Genomic DNA, 17548 nt, shown 5'->3' on the forward strand with positions numbered 1-17548 from the left:
AAATTATCAAGAAATTTAACTTAGAATATTAGGCTAAGAATAAGATTAAATTAACAGGCATCAAGTCTGATTTTATAAGAGAAAAATACATAAATTGATCATCAAAGATCACTTATATTAGACAGTTTCAACATTCTTTTTATTCTTGCATCCAACCCTTCGCTTGAAAGAGTCTGCCTTAAGCTGTCAACCTTAATCGGGAAGCTGAGCGGGGTAAAAGAACGGGAATGTTTTAAGATAATTTCAGATTTTTCAATCCTTTTAAAAGCTTCTACCAATCGTTGTTCCTGAAGCTGCATATTGAAGACTTCTGTATACGCTTGTTTTATTAAAAAATGATTGGGATCATGATCTTCTAAGACTTTAAAGATGAGTCCGGCAGAGCTTTGTAAAGATTTATTGGAGCGTTGTTGGCCTGCATAATTTTGAATCACCATTCCTGAAATCACGGCAATATCACGAAATTTTCTTCTTGCCATTTCTGCAGAATTGATACTTGCAATCACATCATTCATCAGATTATCTCTGCTTAAAATATGCTGTAAATTGTCTTCATTTAATGGGATTTCTTTATCACTAAAGAGTTCAAATCCATAATCATTCATTGCCATAGAGAAGGAAATAGGAGCCAGTTTTGAGATCCGATAGGCAATCAAAGCAGCCATTACTTCATGTACGAGACGCCCTTCGAAAGGATACATAAACAAATGATATCCTTCACGGTTCTTGATCATTTCAACCAAAAATTCATCTTCTTTGGGAATATGGGAATTTTTTTCCTGATTGATCAGAAGAGGATGCAGAAATTTCAATTCCTTTTCTGAAGCTTTCGGATTTAAAGCATGTGAAAGTTTTTCCCTTAAAAAATGTCCCAGATTGGAACTCAAAGGAAGCCTTCCGCCAAGATAACTCGGAACTAAAGCTCTTCCTTTAGCTGCTCTTACATACACCGTCATATCTTTGATCATAGCCACTTCCAGAGTACGGCCGGCCAGAATAAATTTTTCTTCTTTTTTCAGTTTTGAAATAAAATATTCTTCAATCATTCCTATATAACCTCCGGATATAAATTTCACTTTTAGCATCGCATCACTTACAATCACGCCCATATTCATCCGGTGAAGCATCGCTATTTTTCTTGAAGTTACTTTATAAAGGCCATCTTCCATAATGACGATTTTATGAAACTCTTCATAGTTTTTTAAAACACTGCCGCCAATGGTAAGAAATTCCAGAATGCTTTTCCATTCTTCATCCAGTATTTCTTGAAAAGCATATACTTTTTTGATTCTTTCATAAAGTTCGTCGGGATAAAAACCATCTCCAACTGCCAATGTCATCAGAAACTGAACCAGCACGTCGAAACACAATACCTGTGGTTCTCTGGGCTCTACCACCTTCTGTTTTACGGCTTCTTTTAAAGCTGAAACTTCAATCAGTTCCAGAGAATGGGTTGGAACACAATAAATTCTGGATGTTTCAAAAGGAGAGTGGCCGCTGCGTCCGGCTCTTTGCAGAAAGCGTGCAACTCCTTTGGCGGATCCAACCTGAATGACGGTGTCAACAGGTTTAAAATCAATTCCAAGATCGAGAGAGGATGTGGAAACAACGGCTTTTAATTTTCCTGAACTTAAATTTTCTTCAATCCAGATTCTTAAATGAGCATCAATAGAACTGTGATGGATGGCTATCTGACCTGCAAAATCAGGGTAAGCATCCAGCAAAAGCTGGTACCACATTTCACTCTGGCTTCTGGTATTGGTGAATACAATGGTAGATTTTGATTCCAGAATAATAGGAACCACTTTATCTGCAAGTTTGTTTCCAAGATGTCCTGCCCAGGGCAATATTTCAATTTCATCCGGAAAAACGGGGAGAATATCTATTTTCTTTTGTTCCTTGGCTGTAATTTTTGTCTTTTTAATATCATATGGAATAAGTACTTCCATAGCTTCATCCAGATTTCCGATAGTAGCTGTGATTCCCCAGATCTTAATTTTCGGAACATATTTTTTAAGTTGCGAAATCCCGAGTTCTACCATGACGCCACGTTTTGAACCCAGTAATTCATGCCATTCATCCACCGCAACACATTTCATGTCCCTGAAAAAGGTTTCATTATTTTTCTGAGCCAGAAGCAAGTGAAGACTTTCGGGAGTTACAACAAGAATTTCAGGCATCTTTTTTACCTGCTGCTGTCTTACTTTAGGATCAGTATCTCCGTTTCTTACACCTACAGCCCAGTCGAGCCCGATTTCATCAATAGCTTCCTGCATGGCTTTCGCAATATCTTTAGAGAGGGAGCGGAGCGGAGTTATCCAGATCATTTTCAGTCCTTTTTTATATTGCTCAGGATGATTCAGGAAATCTGAAACTAAAGCTAAAAAAACAGAAAAAGTTTTTCCAAAACCTGTGGGAGCCACTACCATTCCGCTGTATCCATTTCCAAATTTCTTCCAGGTTTCCAGCTGAAATTTGAAAGGCGCAATAGCTTTATCGGTCATCCATTGCTGAATGATCTTGAATCCGTCGGTATGTTCAAAAGCTGCCAATTTATATTTGATTTAAATTTTTAACGCAAAAGGCGCTAGGATTTTATTTGATATTGTTTTATTTTCGATCGCAAGGGCGTTTCACTTAGCAAAGTTCGTATTTTATTGTAGCTGAACAGAGTGTCTTTGCGTTAAAATATTACTGTATTAATTTTTTAATCTCTTCCAAATCATCAATTTCATCTACTGTTTTGTCTTTCCGCCATCTTATAATTCTTGGAAATCGAAGGGCAACACCGCTTTTATGACGGTTACTGAACCCAATTCCTTCAAAAGCAATTTCGAAGACCAGTTCTGCTTTTACGGTTCTTACAGGACCAAATTTCTCAATGGCATTTTTGGTAACAAACCGGCTTACTTCCATGATTTCTTTATCCGTTAATCCTGAGTAGGCTTTGGCAATGGTCACCAAAGTATCTCCGTTTTTCACGGCAAAACTATAATCGGTGTAGTAGGCACTTCGTCTTCCGCTGCCTTTTTGGGCATAAATAAGAACTGCATCAATGGTAAACGGATTGATTTTCCACTTCCACCAGTCTCCTTTTTTTCTTCCTGAATGATAAGGGGAATTTTTTTGTTTTAACATCAATCCTTCGCTGTTTACTTCTCTTGAATTTTCACGAAGAGCATTTAATTCTTCCCATTTTTCAAAATCCAGACTTTTGGAAATACTGATGCGTTCAGGATTTTCATTCAATAATAATTCTTCAAGTAAAGCTCTTCTTGAAGAGATAGGTTTTTCTCTCAAATCGTTATCTTCCAGTTCCAGCAAGTCGTAAACGAAGACTTCTATCGGTATTTCCGAGAGCATTTTTTTAGTTAAAGTTTTTCTGTTTAATCTTTTCTGTAATTCATTGAAATTTAAAACTTTACTATCCTTCACCGCAAGTATTTCTCCATCCAGTACAAAGTTGCCTTTCATGGCTTGTATGACTTCTGTAATTTCCGGAAATTGCTCTGTCACGAGTTCTTCACCTCTTGACCAGATGAACACTTCATCGTTTCTCCGGATGATCTGTCCGCGTATTCCGTCCCATTTGTATTCTACCAGCCATTCATCAGGATTTCCCAGTTCTTGGGTTTCTTTTTCTAAGGGATAGGCAAGGCAGAAAGGGTATGGTTTTGAGTTGTCTGGATTTACATTTTCTGCGTCAATAAGTTCTTTGAAAGATACTTCATCCGGCAGCCATTTACCCATTAAACTGTGCATCAAAGCACTCGATTCCTGCCCTGAAAATTTAGTCAGCGCATTGATTAATGTCTTATCAGATACTCCAATCCGGAAGCTTCCGCCAATTAATTTATTGAAAATCAAACGTTCGGTATAATCCAGTCCGTTCCATGACTGCAGGACAAATTCTTTTTTTTCTATGTCTGTTTTGCCTTTTAAACTGACAATATCATTCATCCATTCTGATAATGAACGTTCTATTTTTTCCTCCGGAGGCGGAAGAATTAATGATAACGTTTCTCCAAGATCTCCTACAGAAGAGTAAGATTCCTGAAACAGCCAGTAGGGGAGTTTTGTGATTTCCAGCGCCCATTCTTTCATGTAATTGGTATTCACATTTCTCTTGGGTCTTTTTCCGGTAAATAAAGCGATAAACCATACTTTATCTTCATCAGGAGCGCGTTCCAGATAATCAATGATGGCATCAATTTTAGCATTGGTTTTATTGGTGGTTTCCAATGCGTTGATAAGTTCTGCAAAATGTCTCATGATTCCGGATTTTCTGGGTTTTCTTTTTCAGGTTCTTCTTCGTCATCGCCGTAAAGTGTTTCTACAACATCTGCCTTAATTCCTGTTTCATTCAGATATTTTGAAAAAACTTCCGTCTGTCCGTGGGTGACGTGTACCAATTCTGCTTCTGTTGCTTTTACAGTCTGTAATAATCCTTTCCAGTCTGCATGGTCGCTCATCGCAAATCCGGCATCAGCACTCCGCCACCTTCTTGCACCGCGCACCTGCATCCAGCCGGAACATATTGCTGTGGCCGGATCTGGAATTTTTTTGATGATATTACTATCGAGCAAAGCGGGTGGCACAATGACAATTTCGTGTTCCATTTCTTTTGGGCGTTCTCTGAAATCGGCAATGGTATATCCAGGAAGATCAATTCCTACTGATTCAAAGGCTTCATTCAGTTTTCCGATGGAATAATGGACGTATATTTTTCCCAATTCTTCCACTGCCTTCATAATACGCTGAGCTTTCCCCAAAGAATACCCGATGAATACAGAGGTTTTATTGTTTTCTTTATTTTTCAGTACCCAGTTCTGGAGTTTTTTATTTAAATCCGGAACTTCCAGCCAATTGTAAATAGGCAGGCCAAAAGTACTTTCTGTGACAAATTCGTTGCATCTTACCAGCTCGAAAGGAGTGCTCAGTCCATCTTCCTGAACTTTATAATCCCCGGAAATTACAGTCACATACCCTTTATACTCAAGCCTTATCTGTGCAGAACCAATGATATGTCCGGCCGGATGAAGTGAAAGTTTGACTCCATTAATGGTAATCACTTCACCATATTCTACACTCTGACATTCGATATCTGTTCCAATTCTCTGATACAAAATAGGTTTGGTGAAATGGTGGCAAAGGTATTTTTTCATTCCCCAGCGGGCATGATCGGCATGGCCATGGGTGATAACGGCCATGTCAACAGGTCTCCAGGGATCTATATAGAATTTCCCTTGTGGACAGTAAATTCCTTTTTTGGTAAATGTGATTAATTTCAATGGTGTGACTGGTTTAGAGAATAAGCTTCAAAAACTTAACCAAATTACAATAAATTGATTATTTTTTAATTATTGACATTTGAAATACAATAATCAAATTTCTTTTGCATGAATGATTTTGGGGAAACTTTTCTCAATGCAACACCTGAACTTTTCAGCAATACAAAAATGAACGTTGAGCCAATATTGACCTTCTTAAAATCTTTGAAATTTGTACCATCATTAAAAAAGAATACAATGAGTAAAACAATTTTAATTACAGGTGCAGCAAGCGGATTTGGGAAGATTGCTGCTTTTGATCTTGCTAAGAAAGGACATAAAGTAATTGCTACGGCTCAGGTTTATCCTCAAATGAGTGATTTAATCCGTGAAGCTAAAGAACAGGGAGTTGATCTGACAGTAGATAAACTGGATGTAACGAGCCAAAGAGATATAGATTATATCTTAAAGAAATATGGTAATATTGATATTCTCATCAGTAATGCCGGAATTATGGAAGGCGGCCCGATTGCAGAGCAACCCGTAGATATTATCCGTTCTATGTTTGAAGTAAATGTTTTTGGAGCTCTGAATCTTGCACAAGGTTTTATCAAAAAATTTGTTGAGAAGAAGAAAGGTGGTAAGATTGTTTTCACTTCTTCAATGGGTGGTTTATGGACGGTTCCTTATGTTGCTGCTTATTGCTCTTCAAAACATGCTTTGGAGGCTATTGCAGAAGGACTGAGAACTGAATTGGCTCCAGTCAATATCAAGATTGCAACTTGTAATCCGGGTGTATTTGGAACGGGGTTCAACGATAGAGGAGTAGATTCTATTTTCCATTGGTATGATCCGAAAATCAATTTCACTCCGGAATCAGCGTTTGACGGAGCTGCTGAATCTTTAGCGCACCAGCTTGATCCGCAATCTATGGCAGATGTTATTGTAAATGTTGCTTTAGATGATAACAGTAATTTCAGAAATGTACATCCGAAAGATACTGAAGACTTTGTAAAACAGCTTCAGGCAGATGCATGGACAGCAAAAAGCTAATATCATGGAATTGAGTTATAAAACAGCCGAAAAAGCTTTACAGGCAGCAAAGGAAAAGGCATTATCCCTGAATATCCCAGTGAGCATTGTAATAGTAGATGCCGGAGGACATCTTATCGCTCTGGCAAGATTGGACAGTGTCTATGGAGTGATTGATTTTGCCATTAAAAAGGCAAAAACAGCTGTAATGTTTGGGGTAAACAGTGATGTAATGGGAAGTATTATCTCAGAAACCGGAATCCATGGATATGGAATGCTGAATTCAAATGAGGGACTTTTAACCATTGCAGGAGGTGTTGTTCTTCTAAATGCAGAAGGAAAGATTATAGGGGCAATAGGTTCTTCAGGCGGTACTCCTGATCAGGATAAAGAAATTGCAGAGGCAGGAGCTCATGCTATTGCTTAAATTTCAGATATTTGTATTATGGAAAACACTTCTGAAATCATATTTGACAAACTGGTTTATTCATGCGCCTTTGAATCTTACAGAGGCCATGAGGAGTTTATTCCCGATCATTTTCTGGGATTTCAGATATCTGGAGAGACTCATGCTTTTCATGAACACGGTAAAACGGTGATTAAAGAAAATACAGTAGTTCTGGTCAGGAAAAATCAACTGATCAGAACAATTAAATATCCTTCTGCTCATGAAAAGTATCAGTTTGTTTCTATTACATTGGATGATGAAACACTGAGACAGTATGCTGCTGAAAACAAAATAGCCATACACACCAATTTTTCGGGGAATCAGCGATTATTTTTTGAGCCTGATGATTTTTTTAAAAGCTATTTTACATCTCTTATGCCTTACATCAATAAAACGCAGGAAGTACCTCCTAAGCTGGCTGTTTTAAAGGTAAAAGAGGCTATAGAATTACTATTATTGAGTAATCCTGATCTTAAAAACCTCCTTTTTGATTTTTCTGAACCTCATAAAATTGACCTTGAAGAGTTTATGAACAAAAACTTTATGTTCAACGTATCTGTAGATGCTTTTGCAAGGCTTACAGGACGTAGTCTTTCGGGTTTTAAAAGAGATTTCAGCAAAACATTTCAGATGACACCCAAACAATGGCTGAAAGAAAAAAGATTGAAAGAAGCGTATTATTTAATTAAAAACAGAGATAAAAAACCCTCAGATATTTATCTTGATCTGGGTTTTGAGAATTTATCTCACTTTTATTCTTCTTTCAAAAAGAAATTTGGGATGACGACTACAGAGGTATAACTTTTAACCATTAAAAAAATGCAAATTATATTATAATGTAACTGTTGGAAAAACGCAAAGACGCGAGAAAGGTTTTACAATGTGACTGTTCTAAGGCGCAAAGATTTTATCTCCGATAAAATTTAGTCCTGAATATTTCAAAGCATTATTTTATTGCCTGTTGATTAATCACAAAATCTGCGAGAATCTATCAATCATTTAAGATTTTACGTCTTTGCGTTTTCCTACAGGTTATTAAGGGATCATATTTTCTGATCTCAATCTTTCAAAAACATCTGTAAAAGAATCTTCAGTGCTTGTATATGCTGTAAAACCCAGTTTTCTACTTTTAGACATATCACACATCACTTCCAGAGGTCTTCCCAGATCCAAATCGGTGTGCCATGCTGAAGACAGACGATCAAGATTGGTTTCTTTGAGATTATATTTCTCTGCTATTGTTGTCCAGATTTCGTGGTCGTTTTCCAGTTCTTTTTCAAGAGGTCGTATGGTACCGTTGAAACCTTCGGCTTCTATACCAAACCAGTCTGCCAGTCTTTTCCAGAGCCATTTCCATCGGAAAACATCTCCATTGGCAATATTAAAAGCTTGATTCTTTGCAGATTCTGTAGATGATGCCCAAACCAATTGTTTAGCCAATATTCTGGCATCCGTCACATCAGAAACACCGTTCCATTGTGCTTCAGAGCCCGGCCAGATGAACTTTCTTCCGGTTTCTTTGCAGATGCTGGCATATACGGCTAACGTAGCTCCAATATTCATAAGATTTCCTACAGCATATCCAACTACGGTGTGAGGTCTGTGAATGCTCCATGTAAATCCGTCTCTTTCGGAAGCTTTGTACACTTCGTCTTCCTGCGCATAATAAAAGTTGGGGAGGGGAAGTCTTGGATGTTCTTCTCTGACAGGTGTTTCCGGTAAAACTCCTTCTTTAGCATAAGCCTCAAATGGCCCCAGATAATGTTTCAATCCTGTAACCAAAGCTACATGCTGAACCGATTTTTTAGGAGATAAAACATTTAACAGATTTCTCACAAGCATACTGTTAACACGGATGTTTTCTTCTTCTGTGTCGTTGCGCATCCACGTGGTAAAGTAAATATGAGTAGGAGAGATCCCTTCTAATGCTTCAACAAGGTTCTGCTCATTCATCAGGTCTGCTTTAATGGTGTATAGACCTGGGATATTGGTGTTGGGGTTTCTGGATAATCCATAGGTTGTCCAGCCCTGTGCAATTAATTCTTCGGCAAGGTTGCTTCCTGTAATTCCGGTAGCGCCTACTACCAATGCAATATTTTCCATAAGTATTGTAAAATTTCTTGTACAAAATTATGGCTGTCGTCAGGCTTTTACCCTTGATTTGGGTCATGCATTTGGGTTGATCTGGATCAAGTGTTATTCAGAGAATTCTTTTTACGGATTCTGCTTATGGTTTCAGGAGCCAGACCAAGATAAGAGGCGATAAGATTGTGTGGAACTCTTTTGATCATTTCGGGATTCTTTTGTGTCAACTGAAGGTATTTTTCTTCGGCTGTATAGCTATTGGATACAATGAGCCTGTAATCTTTCGTAACGAGACTGTTTTGATATAAAATTCTGAAATAACGATCCATCACCGGGATTTCCAGTATCATTTTTTCATAGTTTTCCAAAGTGATCATCAGTACTTCAGTTTCTTCAATAGCATCAATATTCAGTACAGATTTTTCCTGATTGATAAAGCTGTTAAAGTCAGAAATCCACCAGCCTTCAAAAGCAAACATATTGATGTGTTCATTTCCTTTTTCATCCAGAAAATAAGACTTCAGCAAACCTTTACTTACAAAAGACAGTGATTTGCAGATATCTCCTTGTTGAAGCAGATACTGTTTTTTGCGAAGTTTTTTAAGGGTAAAATAAGACTGAACAAGGTTTTTCTGTTCGTCCGTGATATCAACCTTATTTTCGATATGAGAAAGCAAAACCTCAAACATCAGATAAATATTTCTTCAAAAATACTACTTTCAACCACAATTGAAGTTCTACTTTTCAAAATCATAGAGCTTGATTCCTATTTCTTCATTCTTCATTTTTACAACTCTGGTATTCAACGGATAAAAAATAAATTCTGCAGCTCCCTGAATTTTCGCTTCCAGAAGATGTCCTGCGAGTGCTGTGTAATCTTCTCTTCCCAACGTAATATGAAGGTGTAAAGTCGGTTTTCCTTCTATTTCAGAAACGTTTCCGGAAATATTGGTGACCTCCATTTGTTCTTTGAAAGTCTTATCCACATATTTTTTGGTTGATGGATTAAAGAATCGGAGAGTGGCTTCACTTACAGCTCCTATTCCGGTAACTTCTCCTGCCTGAATATTTTGGTTTTGAATAAAGTCCGTTAAAGCTTCCACAATGTTGGAATGATTGGTAAGGCTTACTATATAAATATGACCCACTTTTCTTGCAGACCAATGTTTTCCTTTATAATTCATGATCTCCTTATTTATTCTATTGTTTTAAATAATTGATGATTCCTATTACATCATCCTGACCAAAGCCTTTATCATGGGCATTTTGATAGGTTTGAATCAGAGCTTCAGACAGAGGATAGTCTGCACCTGCATTTTTAGCAAGAAGAATATCTTTCAGCATCAGATCAAGGGCAAATGCCGGAGCGTACTGGTCTGCAATCAACAGAGGTGTTTTTACTTTGGTAGCACCGCTTCCACTGGCACTTTCATTGATGATTTCCAGCATATCTGATCGTTCAATTCCTAATTTTTCTGATAATAAAACCGTTTCCGCCAGTCCCTGATAAATGGTTGACAGAAAATAATTGATTGATAGCTTTCCTGCGATTCCTTTTCCATTTTCACCCAAATGTTTTACAGATTTTCCCATTTTCAAAAGATAAGGCAGGGCACGCTGGATGTCTTTTTCTTCACCTCCTGCCATAATGATCAGTGTTCCTTCCTTTGCTGGCTGGGTGCTGCCTGCTACGGGAGCATCAATAAAGGAGGCTTCTTTTATTTTGAGAGCTGCTGCCGTTTCTTTTGAGGCTTCCGGGGAAATGGTACTCATGTCCACGAATAATTTTCCCTGAATGTCTAAAGGAAGAATTTCTTCGTATACCGCTTTTACAGCACTGTCGTTGGTCAGCATTGTGAATATAATATCACTGTTTTGTACAAGGTCTTTAATTTGAGTAGAGACTGTAGATTTTTCTTCAAAATCTTTAGTTTTTTCCAATGATCTGTTATAAACCGAAAGTGGAAATCCTGCTTTTTCAATATTCTTTGCCATTGGATGGCCCATATTTCCTAATCCGATGAATCCGATTCTTTCCATTGTCCTATCTTTTATTTTGTTATTAATTAAGCTTGTATATTGTCAACCTTCTGAATGAAAGGGAGTTATTTGAAAGTAAATAAATGAAAATATAAAATACGTCTGTTTTGCAGCAAAATATCGACCAAATGACTCCATTACAAAATTAAGTTTTAATTATATTTTTAAGCATAAGTTTTTAAAACCGGAGAAACTTTCAGAAATTTGCAGCAAATAAGAATCAATGAAGATTGTAGATATAGAGAACTGGAACAGAAAAGAACATTTTGAATTTTTTTCTAATATGGCAAGCCCTTATTTTGGATTTACAACAGAGGTGGATTGTACAAAAGCATATGCTACTGCAAAAGAAAAAGGGTATTCATTTTTTGCTTATTATTATCACAAATCTATGGTGGCGATCAATAGAGTAGATGAGTTAAAACTCAGAATTATTGACGGGCAGGTGATACAGTTTGATACGGTTCATGCCGGCAGTACAATCGGAAGACCGGATGGTACTTTTGGGTTTTCATTCACTCCTTTTTCAGAAGATTTTGAAACGTTCAATGCTGCTCTGCAGGAGGAAATAAAAGGGGTACATGAGACTTCAGGCTTGAGATTAAGTAATGAAAGACTGGGAAAAGATCATGTAAGACATACTACCATTCCATGGAATTCGTTCAGTGCAATATTGCATCCTACAGATTTTAATACCACAGAATCAGTTCCTAAAATTGCTTTTGGAAGGTTCAATATCAAAGAGGGTAGAAAATATCTTCCGGTTTCTATTGAAGCTCATCATGGATTGGCAGACGGAATTCACATCGCTCAATATCTTGAAGAGTTTCAGAGACAACTTGATCAGGAGTAGAACATACAGACAGTATTTTAAAACTATCATATAACAAAAGCCGGGTTTCGATCCGGCTTTTTATGTTTATTTTCGGTATGAATACGCTGAAAACATTGATCCAGATCATAAAAAGTAAACATAGGAACCTATTACATTTACAATTATAAAATGGCAAAGCAGATAATGAAGAAACGGGCTGATAAAAGCAGTTATGATATTTTAGCTCAAAAGATAACGTGGTATCTATGTGGTACACGGTTTTAACAAAATTTTAATCATTTTTTCTTTCTTTGCCAGTATAAAAATAAACCGAAATTTATAGGTGATGTTTTTTTACTTAATCATTTGCTGAATACAACTAAATGTTATTTATCATTAGATTACGTTAAAAAAAACAATTAATTTTTGAATATATAGAAATTATTTTGTTCACGATATTATATTATCAGGAAACAGATTGATCAGATAAAAAAACTTTATACTGATGCTCAAAAGTTATTGCATCTGAAATAAGTAGAGATGAAAAAGTATTATGAAAAATAGAAAACCTGAAACTAACTTAGAGGATTTAAAGCAAAAGATTCTTGTACAAGACGAGATAATGGCATTAGCCAAGTCGAATTCTCCTCGTCTCTTGAATAAATTCAGACTAGTTTATCCTGATTTTTTTAAAAAGTTATCCGATATACAGCCTTCCCTTAAAAATTCTGAATTGATCTTTTGTATTTATCTTAAGCTCAATATGACTACTAAGGAAATTGCAACTTATATTTTTGTAACCCCAAAAGCGATACAAAACAGGAAAAACAGGATCAGAAAAAAACTGAATATTCCTTCTGAATTTGATATTTATAAATGGTTTAATGAATTTTAAACCATTTTTTTCTGTATTTAAACATTTATTATGGCTTTGTCCAGATCATGATACAAAAGAATTTTCCAATTGTTTTCTCTTGCTTCTTTTTCCCACTTAAGCCTTAGTTCCATTGCTTTTCTGCCATCAAAATCACTTTTATAAGCTAAATGATATTTTAAATAGGAAGCCTGTGGCAGATCATCAGCACCATAGAAAACCGTTTCTTCATTTTCCTTGATCCAGAAAACCTGCATGAAAGGGGTATGCCCACCAACCACTTCATAGGAAATTTCATCTGTGATCTGTCCCTGATCTTCATTCATCCATATAATATTTGGAAGTTTGATAAGTTTTTCCAATATCTCAAAATCAAAAGAAGGATTGCCTTTCTTTTCCATCGCAAAATCCAGTTCGCGTTTTTGGATATAAATCTGGGCATTCGGAAAAGCAGCCTCGAAACCATTTTCTGTAAGTTTTACAGCTCCTTCAATATGATCTTTGTGAAGATGGGACAACAATAATTTTGTGATCTGTTCCGGACGGATATTTTCTCTTTCAAGAATTTCTGAAACCACTGTTTTTCCGGAGTCATTTTTCCAGCCAATTCCAGCATCTAAAAGAATATAGTCATTTTCAGTAATGATAAGAAACGGCTGAACAGACATTTTAATTCCTCCGATATTATCAAAATTTTCTTCGGTTAAAAGGGTAAAGTCTTTGGTTTTACTTGCCGAAAAATTGCCTTCTTTGAGTGGAATGATTTTCATGTTGCAAATTTCCTTAATATTTCTAATATTTAAAAGGATTTTCGTCAATATAAATCATCAATAAAAACAATCATAGAGGCAGAATGCTGAAATTATTCTACTTACTGCAAAATCCTGTGCTATTCATGAAAATGTAAAGGAAGGAAGCTGATTAATTCTTTTTTTAATGATTATCTTTGATCTCTTAAAAATCCGGCGGTAGCTGCCGTTGGATTACTTTCAATTCAAATAAAAACTTTATACGTAATGCAGGAGAGTTCTTCCCATGGTATTTCCCGAACTGTTATCTGGCTTATGGCCATTATTTCAGGGCTTGTGGTGGCCAACAATTATTATAACCAGCCTTTACTGGCGCTAATTTCTGAAGAGCTTCAGGTTTCTGAGAGTGCTGCAAGTAAAATCTCTGTATTGACACAGATAGGCTACGCTTTGGGACTGCTGCTGATTGTTCCGTTGGGAGATAAATTTTTCCGCAAGAAATTAATTTTAATTGATTTGTTTCTGGTGTTCGGATCACTTTTATGGATGACTTTTGCTACTCAGTTGTGGATGCTGTATGCTGCCAGTTTACTGATTGGAGCTACATCGGTTATTCCGCAGCTGTTTGTACCCATTGCCGCAGAACTTTCGTCAGATAAAGAAAAATCATCCAATATCGGACTGGTCATGTCAGGATTATTGCTGGGAATTCTTCTTTCCCGTTTTATAGGAGGAATTGTAGGAGAGGTTTGGGGCTGGAGAGCTATGTTTGGTATTGCTGCAGGACTGATGATTCTGGTTTGGCTGGCTGTCTATAAAATGCTTCCTGAAATGTCTCCTAACTTTAAAGGTACCTACAAAGAACTGATGCGTTCTGTTGCTCAGCTTGCGAAAACACAGCCTGTTCTTCAGCTGGCTTCTTTCCGTGGAGCTATGGCATTTGGGTCTATGTGTGCTTTGTTTACCACACTAGTTTTTCATATGGAGAAACCGCCTTTTAATGCCGGATCATCCGTAGTGGGAAGTTTTGGATTAGCTGGCGCTGTAGGCGCTTTAGCTGCGGCCAAAGTGGGAAAATTGCAAAAGTATCTGGATATCAACCGGATTATATTGTACTCCTTATTGATTGTTATTGGAAGCTGGGGCTTTACTTATTTTGCAGGAGAAACATATTGGGGACTGATTGTAGGAGTGATTCTTGTGGATCTGGGAGTACAGTCGAGTCACATTATGAACCAGACCAATTATTTTTTGATTAAATCAAATGCTGTGAACAGGCTAAATACCGTGTATATGGTTTCTTATTTCATCGGAGGATCATTGGGAACCTGGCTGGCTTCTATCGCCTGGCAAAAAGCTCAGTGGACCGGTGTCTGTTTTGTAGGGACTGTATTTGGTGTATTGGCTTTGATAGCACATGTCTTATTTTGTAAAAGAGTCAATAAAGCATAAATCAGAATTTATTTCACATTTCTGATTCTTTTAAGTTTCGGGGGATTTTATCTGCGATAAAATCCCCCGAAACTTTTTTATGATCATTCTTCTGCATCTTCCCGTGCCTGCATTAATTCTCTGTGTCTTCCTCCCCATTCGTCAAGCTGCTTCCAGATAGGAATCAACTCTCTGGCAATAGCTGTCAGTTCGTAATCTACCCTTGGCGGAACTTCTGCGTGAACTGTTCTCTTTACTAAGCTTTCTTTTTCCAGCTCTCTCAGTTGAAGCGTCAGCATTCTTTCCGTTATTCCGGAAATAGAGTTTCTAATTTCGCTGAAGCGCAATTTTCCGTCTTTTAACTTGTTTAAAATAATCAGCTTCCAACGTCCCCCGATTCTGCATACTGCATAGCTCAGATCGCATCCCTGAATATACTTTTTGTTGATATTATTCGTTGAATTTTCTTTTATCGTTCCCATTACTTACAAATTTGTTAGTACCATACATTTAGCTGTATACAATGCAAATGTAAGGTTTGAGATTTAATTTTGTTCATCGAAATAGAAAATATCCTGCCTAAAGAACAATAGCGCTCATGTTCTCCGCAGGAACAATAACTTAAATCAAAATAAAAATGCAATTAACGCCTAAAATAACACAGATTTTAAATCATTTAGAAACAATACAGCCTTTCAACCCACAGGATTCTTTAGACGGTGCAAGAAAATTTCTTGAAACCATGTCTCTTCAGCTTAGTGGGAAAAAGGAACCAGTGGCCATGATTGAAGAACTAAGTATTCAACAAGAAAATCATCAGATTCCCATCCGAATTTATCGTCCTAAGGGAAAAGATATTCAACAGTCATCAGCTATTATTTATATTCATGGAGGCTGGTTTATCGCTGGTGGCTATGAAACTCATGATGCTGTAGTCCGTAAACTGGCTAATAAAACAGGATCTGTAGTGATTTTTATAGATTACCGTCTTGCTCCGGAACATCCTTTTCCAGCTGGTTTAAATGATTGTATTGATGGGGTAAAATGGGTATTCGACAATGCAGAATCTCTGGGAATTGATCCTGATAAAGTAGGAATCATTGGTGACAGTGCAGGTGGTGCTTTGTCAACGGCAGTTTCTACTCAGCTAGGAAAACAATTGAAATTTCAGGTATTGATTTATCCTGCGGTAGATAATCAATTGAACTCAAAGACATGGGAAATCTATGAAAATGGTCCGGTTCTCAATAAGCAGGGCGGGATAGAGGCATGGTCCGGTTATCTTCCGGAAGAAGAAAAAGATAATCCTCTTGCGATTCCTGTTTTGATCAAAGATTTTAAAGAAACACCGCCTACCTTAATCATTCTGGCAGAGCATGATCCTTTATTGGATGATGGAAAACAGCTTTCTGAAAATATGAAAAATGCAGGAGTTGATTTTAAAACAAGCTTTTACAAAGATATGGTTCACGGATTTATGCACATGGGGGAACTGTTGGAAGAAGTACAGTCAGCAGTAGATGAAATGGCTTCTTTTGTCCATCAAAATTTAAAATCTGACGAATAAAAAAGATCATGAAGAAATATGCATACATTGGATGTCTGGGATTTATAGCGGTTATTACAACAGAATTTGGGGTCATCGGGATTCTTCCGCAGATTGCAGAGCATTATAAGATCAGTATAGACAAAGCAGGGTATCTTTTAAGTGCTTTTGCTTTAATTATTGCACTTACAGGACCTTTTATGACTTTGCTCACATCAGGTTTTGACCGTAAAAAGATAATGCTCACTGCTATTTTCATGTTTCTGATTACAGGATTTGTATCTTCTTTTTCACCGCCTTTCTGGCTGTTGATGCTGGTGAGAATTTTGCCTGCATTTCTTCAGCCGGTGTATATTGCGACAGCATTATCTGTGGCAGTATCTCAGGCAGATCAACGAAAAAAGAACGAATTGATGGGAATTGTTTTTAATGGGGTAGCCATTGCAATGGTAACCACAGTTCCTTTTGCCACGTGGATTGCAGGTCTGGGGTCTTGGGAATATTCATTCATGATACAGACAGTAGTCAGTTTGATTGCTTTAATTGTTATTTATTTTCTTCTTCCTTCAATGCCTGTAAAAGAGAAAAAATCCTATGGAAATCAGATCAGAATATTGAAACAGCCTCCATTTGTTCTGAGTACGCTGACTAATTTTTTCATGATTACCGCATGGTTTTCTACCTACAGTTATTTTGCAGATTATCTGAACAAAGCCAAAGGAATGGATACTTCAATGGTAAGCTATATGCTTTTGTTATTTGGAATTATTGGAGTGACGGCCAATGGAGTTGCCGGAAAAATGCTCAATAGAAATGTAGCAGGTACTACTGCTATTTTTCTTTCCGGAACTATTATAGTGCCGGTTCTTCTCTATTTTTCTGATGGAAACTTATGGGCAACAATTGCCGTTATCGGAATCTGGGGATTTCTATATTCTCCAAGCTTTTTGAATGCATCCACTTATATGATTTCTTCAGCTCCTGAGTCACTCGAGTTTGCCAATAGTCTGGCCACATCGTTCGGAAACCTTGGAGTAACAGTAGGAACTACAATCGGAGGATGGGTGATCGTTACAAAAGGTGTAGAATTTATTCCATGGATAGGTCTTGTTTTTGGGCTTCTTGCATTTCTGATGATGATCTTAAAAGTGATAGTAGAGAAACGTAGTCAGGTACTTTCCAGCTGTCAGAGTTAAACTGTAATAATTTTTGTTACATTAAATAAAATACACTATCTTTGCACTATTAATTTGATGTAA

At 37.0% G+C, this 17548-nt stretch carries 17 protein-coding genes; 8 read left to right on the forward strand and 9 right to left on the reverse strand.

Annotated elements, in window-relative coordinates; all coding sequences use genetic code 11:
- Positions 1-101: 101 nt before the first annotated feature.
- The 3 genes from LKL37_RS05895 to LKL37_RS05905 all read right to left on the reverse strand — a co-directional run bounded on the left by LKL37_RS05895 (position 102) and on the right by LKL37_RS05905 (position 5291).
- A complete protein-coding gene (locus LKL37_RS05895) occupies positions 102-2552 on the reverse strand; it encodes a ligase-associated DNA damage response DEXH box helicase (protein WP_431609646.1) in 2451 nt (816 codons plus the stop codon).
- Between the two features lie 139 nt (positions 2553-2691).
- Positions 2692-4272, reverse strand: coding sequence for an ATP-dependent DNA ligase (locus LKL37_RS05900; RefSeq protein WP_431609647.1), 1581 nt, complete (start codon positions 4270-4272; stop codon positions 2692-2694).
- Complete coding sequence (locus LKL37_RS05905) at positions 4269-5291, reverse strand: ligase-associated DNA damage response exonuclease (RefSeq protein WP_431609648.1); 1023 nt, start codon at positions 5289-5291, stop codon at positions 4269-4271. The genes LKL37_RS05900 and LKL37_RS05905 overlap by 4 nt, the downstream gene beginning before the upstream one ends.
- A gap of 237 nt (positions 5292-5528) precedes the next feature.
- On the opposite strand from LKL37_RS05905, the gene LKL37_RS05910 reads away from it, so the two are divergent.
- The 3 genes from LKL37_RS05910 to LKL37_RS05920 are packed head-to-tail and all read left to right on the forward strand — an operon-like array spanning position 5529 to position 7551.
- A complete protein-coding gene (locus LKL37_RS05910) occupies positions 5529-6323 on the forward strand; it encodes an SDR family oxidoreductase (protein ID WP_431609649.1) in 795 nt (264 codons plus the stop codon).
- 4 nt (positions 6324-6327) lie between these two features.
- On the forward strand, positions 6328-6729 hold the full coding sequence (locus LKL37_RS05915; protein ID WP_431609650.1) for a GlcG/HbpS family heme-binding protein: 402 nt from the start codon (positions 6328-6330) through the stop codon (positions 6727-6729).
- An 18-nt stretch (positions 6730-6747) separates the two neighbouring features.
- The gene (locus tag LKL37_RS05920) at positions 6748-7551 is read left to right on the forward strand and encodes a helix-turn-helix domain-containing protein (RefSeq protein ID WP_431609651.1); all 804 of its coding nucleotides are present in this window, start codon (positions 6748-6750) and stop codon (positions 7549-7551) included.
- Positions 7552-7785: 234 nt separating this feature from the next.
- On the opposite strand, the gene LKL37_RS05925 is transcribed toward LKL37_RS05920, so the two are convergent.
- From LKL37_RS05925 to LKL37_RS05940, 4 genes are all read right to left on the reverse strand, one after another.
- Complete coding sequence (locus LKL37_RS05925; protein ID WP_431609652.1) at positions 7786-8853, reverse strand: SDR family oxidoreductase; 1068 nt, start codon at positions 8851-8853, stop codon at positions 7786-7788.
- A gap of 86 nt (positions 8854-8939) precedes the next feature.
- Entirely contained in the window at positions 8940-9524 is a 585-nt protein-coding gene (locus LKL37_RS05930) for a Crp/Fnr family transcriptional regulator (protein ID WP_431609653.1), read from the reverse strand.
- Positions 9525-9572: 48 nt separating this feature from the next.
- Positions 9573-10019, reverse strand: a complete 447-nt coding sequence (locus LKL37_RS05935; RefSeq protein WP_431609654.1) for a PPC domain-containing DNA-binding protein — start codon at positions 10017-10019, stop codon at positions 9573-9575.
- 16 nt (positions 10020-10035) lie between these two features.
- Complete coding sequence (locus LKL37_RS05940; protein WP_431610440.1) at positions 10036-10902, reverse strand: NAD(P)-dependent oxidoreductase; 867 nt, start codon at positions 10900-10902, stop codon at positions 10036-10038.
- Between the two features lie 196 nt (positions 10903-11098).
- On the opposite strand from LKL37_RS05940, the gene LKL37_RS05945 reads away from it, so the two are divergent.
- On the forward strand, positions 11099-11728 hold the full coding sequence (locus tag LKL37_RS05945; RefSeq protein WP_431609655.1) for a CatA-like O-acetyltransferase: 630 nt from the start codon (positions 11099-11101) through the stop codon (positions 11726-11728).
- Between the two features lie 514 nt (positions 11729-12242).
- Complete coding sequence (locus LKL37_RS05950; RefSeq protein ID WP_414845351.1) at positions 12243-12584, forward strand: helix-turn-helix transcriptional regulator; 342 nt, start codon at positions 12243-12245, stop codon at positions 12582-12584.
- 17 nt (positions 12585-12601) lie between these two features.
- Here LKL37_RS05950 and LKL37_RS05955 read toward each other — a convergent pair whose 3' ends face one another.
- Positions 12602-13333, reverse strand: a complete 732-nt coding sequence (locus tag LKL37_RS05955) for an MBL fold metallo-hydrolase (RefSeq protein WP_431609656.1) — start codon at positions 13331-13333, stop codon at positions 12602-12604.
- A 246-nt stretch (positions 13334-13579) separates the two neighbouring features.
- Here LKL37_RS05955 and LKL37_RS05960 point away from each other — a divergent pair, with 246 nt between their 5' ends.
- Complete coding sequence (locus LKL37_RS05960) at positions 13580-14764, forward strand: MFS transporter (RefSeq protein ID WP_431609657.1); 1185 nt, start codon at positions 13580-13582, stop codon at positions 14762-14764.
- Positions 14765-14847: 83 nt separating this feature from the next.
- Here the strand turns inward: LKL37_RS05960 and LKL37_RS05965 are convergent, their stop codons facing one another.
- A complete protein-coding gene (locus LKL37_RS05965; RefSeq protein WP_431609658.1) occupies positions 14848-15225 on the reverse strand; it encodes a winged helix-turn-helix transcriptional regulator in 378 nt (125 codons plus the stop codon).
- Positions 15226-15380: 155 nt separating this feature from the next.
- Between LKL37_RS05965 and LKL37_RS05970 the strand changes: the two genes are divergently transcribed.
- Both LKL37_RS05970 and LKL37_RS05975 read left to right on the forward strand, forming a co-directional pair.
- Positions 15381-16310, forward strand: a complete 930-nt coding sequence (locus LKL37_RS05970; RefSeq protein ID WP_431609659.1) for an alpha/beta hydrolase — start codon at positions 15381-15383, stop codon at positions 16308-16310.
- A gap of 8 nt (positions 16311-16318) precedes the next feature.
- Positions 16319-17485 carry an MFS transporter gene (locus tag LKL37_RS05975; RefSeq protein WP_431609660.1) on the forward strand — a complete coding sequence of 389 codons (1167 nt, stop codon included), beginning with the start codon at positions 16319-16321 and terminating at the stop codon, positions 17483-17485.
- Positions 17486-17548 lie beyond the last annotated feature (63 nt).

Origin of the sequence: Chryseobacterium sp. 'Rf worker isolate 10' (genome assembly GCF_050753305.1) — a bacterium.
Lineage (GTDB): Bacteria > Bacteroidota > Bacteroidia > Flavobacteriales > Weeksellaceae > Chryseobacterium.

Bases quoted from the DNA above. Each gene is read 5' to 3' on its own strand.
- LKL37_RS05900 (WP_431609647.1), bottom strand. From the start codon at position 4,272: ATGAGACATTTTGCAGAACTTATCAACGCATTGGAAACCACCAATAAA.
- LKL37_RS05910 (WP_431609649.1), top strand. From the start codon at position 5,529: ATGAGTAAAACAATTTTAATTACAGGTGCAGCAAGCGGATTTGGGAAG.
- LKL37_RS05915 (WP_431609650.1), top strand. From the start codon at position 6,328: ATGGAATTGAGTTATAAAACAGCCGAAAAAGCTTTACAGGCAGCAAAG.
- LKL37_RS05920 (WP_431609651.1), top strand. From the start codon at position 6,748: ATGGAAAACACTTCTGAAATCATATTTGACAAACTGGTTTATTCATGC.
- LKL37_RS05925 (WP_431609652.1), bottom strand. From the start codon at position 8,853: ATGGAAAATATTGCATTGGTAGTAGGCGCTACCGGAATTACAGGAAGC.
- LKL37_RS05930 (WP_431609653.1), bottom strand. From the start codon at position 9,524: ATGTTTGAGGTTTTGCTTTCTCATATCGAAAATAAGGTTGATATCACG.
- LKL37_RS05935 (WP_431609654.1), bottom strand. From the start codon at position 10,019: ATGAATTATAAAGGAAAACATTGGTCTGCAAGAAAAGTGGGTCATATT.
- LKL37_RS05945 (WP_431609655.1), top strand. From the start codon at position 11,099: ATGAAGATTGTAGATATAGAGAACTGGAACAGAAAAGAACATTTTGAA.
- LKL37_RS05950 (WP_414845351.1), top strand. From the start codon at position 12,243: ATGAAAAATAGAAAACCTGAAACTAACTTAGAGGATTTAAAGCAAAAG.
- LKL37_RS05955 (WP_431609656.1), bottom strand. From the start codon at position 13,333: ATGAAAATCATTCCACTCAAAGAAGGCAATTTTTCGGCAAGTAAAACC.
- LKL37_RS05960 (WP_431609657.1), top strand. From the start codon at position 13,580: ATGCAGGAGAGTTCTTCCCATGGTATTTCCCGAACTGTTATCTGGCTT.
- LKL37_RS05965 (WP_431609658.1), bottom strand. From the start codon at position 15,225: ATGGGAACGATAAAAGAAAATTCAACGAATAATATCAACAAAAAGTAT.
- LKL37_RS05970 (WP_431609659.1), top strand. From the start codon at position 15,381: ATGCAATTAACGCCTAAAATAACACAGATTTTAAATCATTTAGAAACA.
- LKL37_RS05975 (WP_431609660.1), top strand. From the start codon at position 16,319: ATGAAGAAATATGCATACATTGGATGTCTGGGATTTATAGCGGTTATT.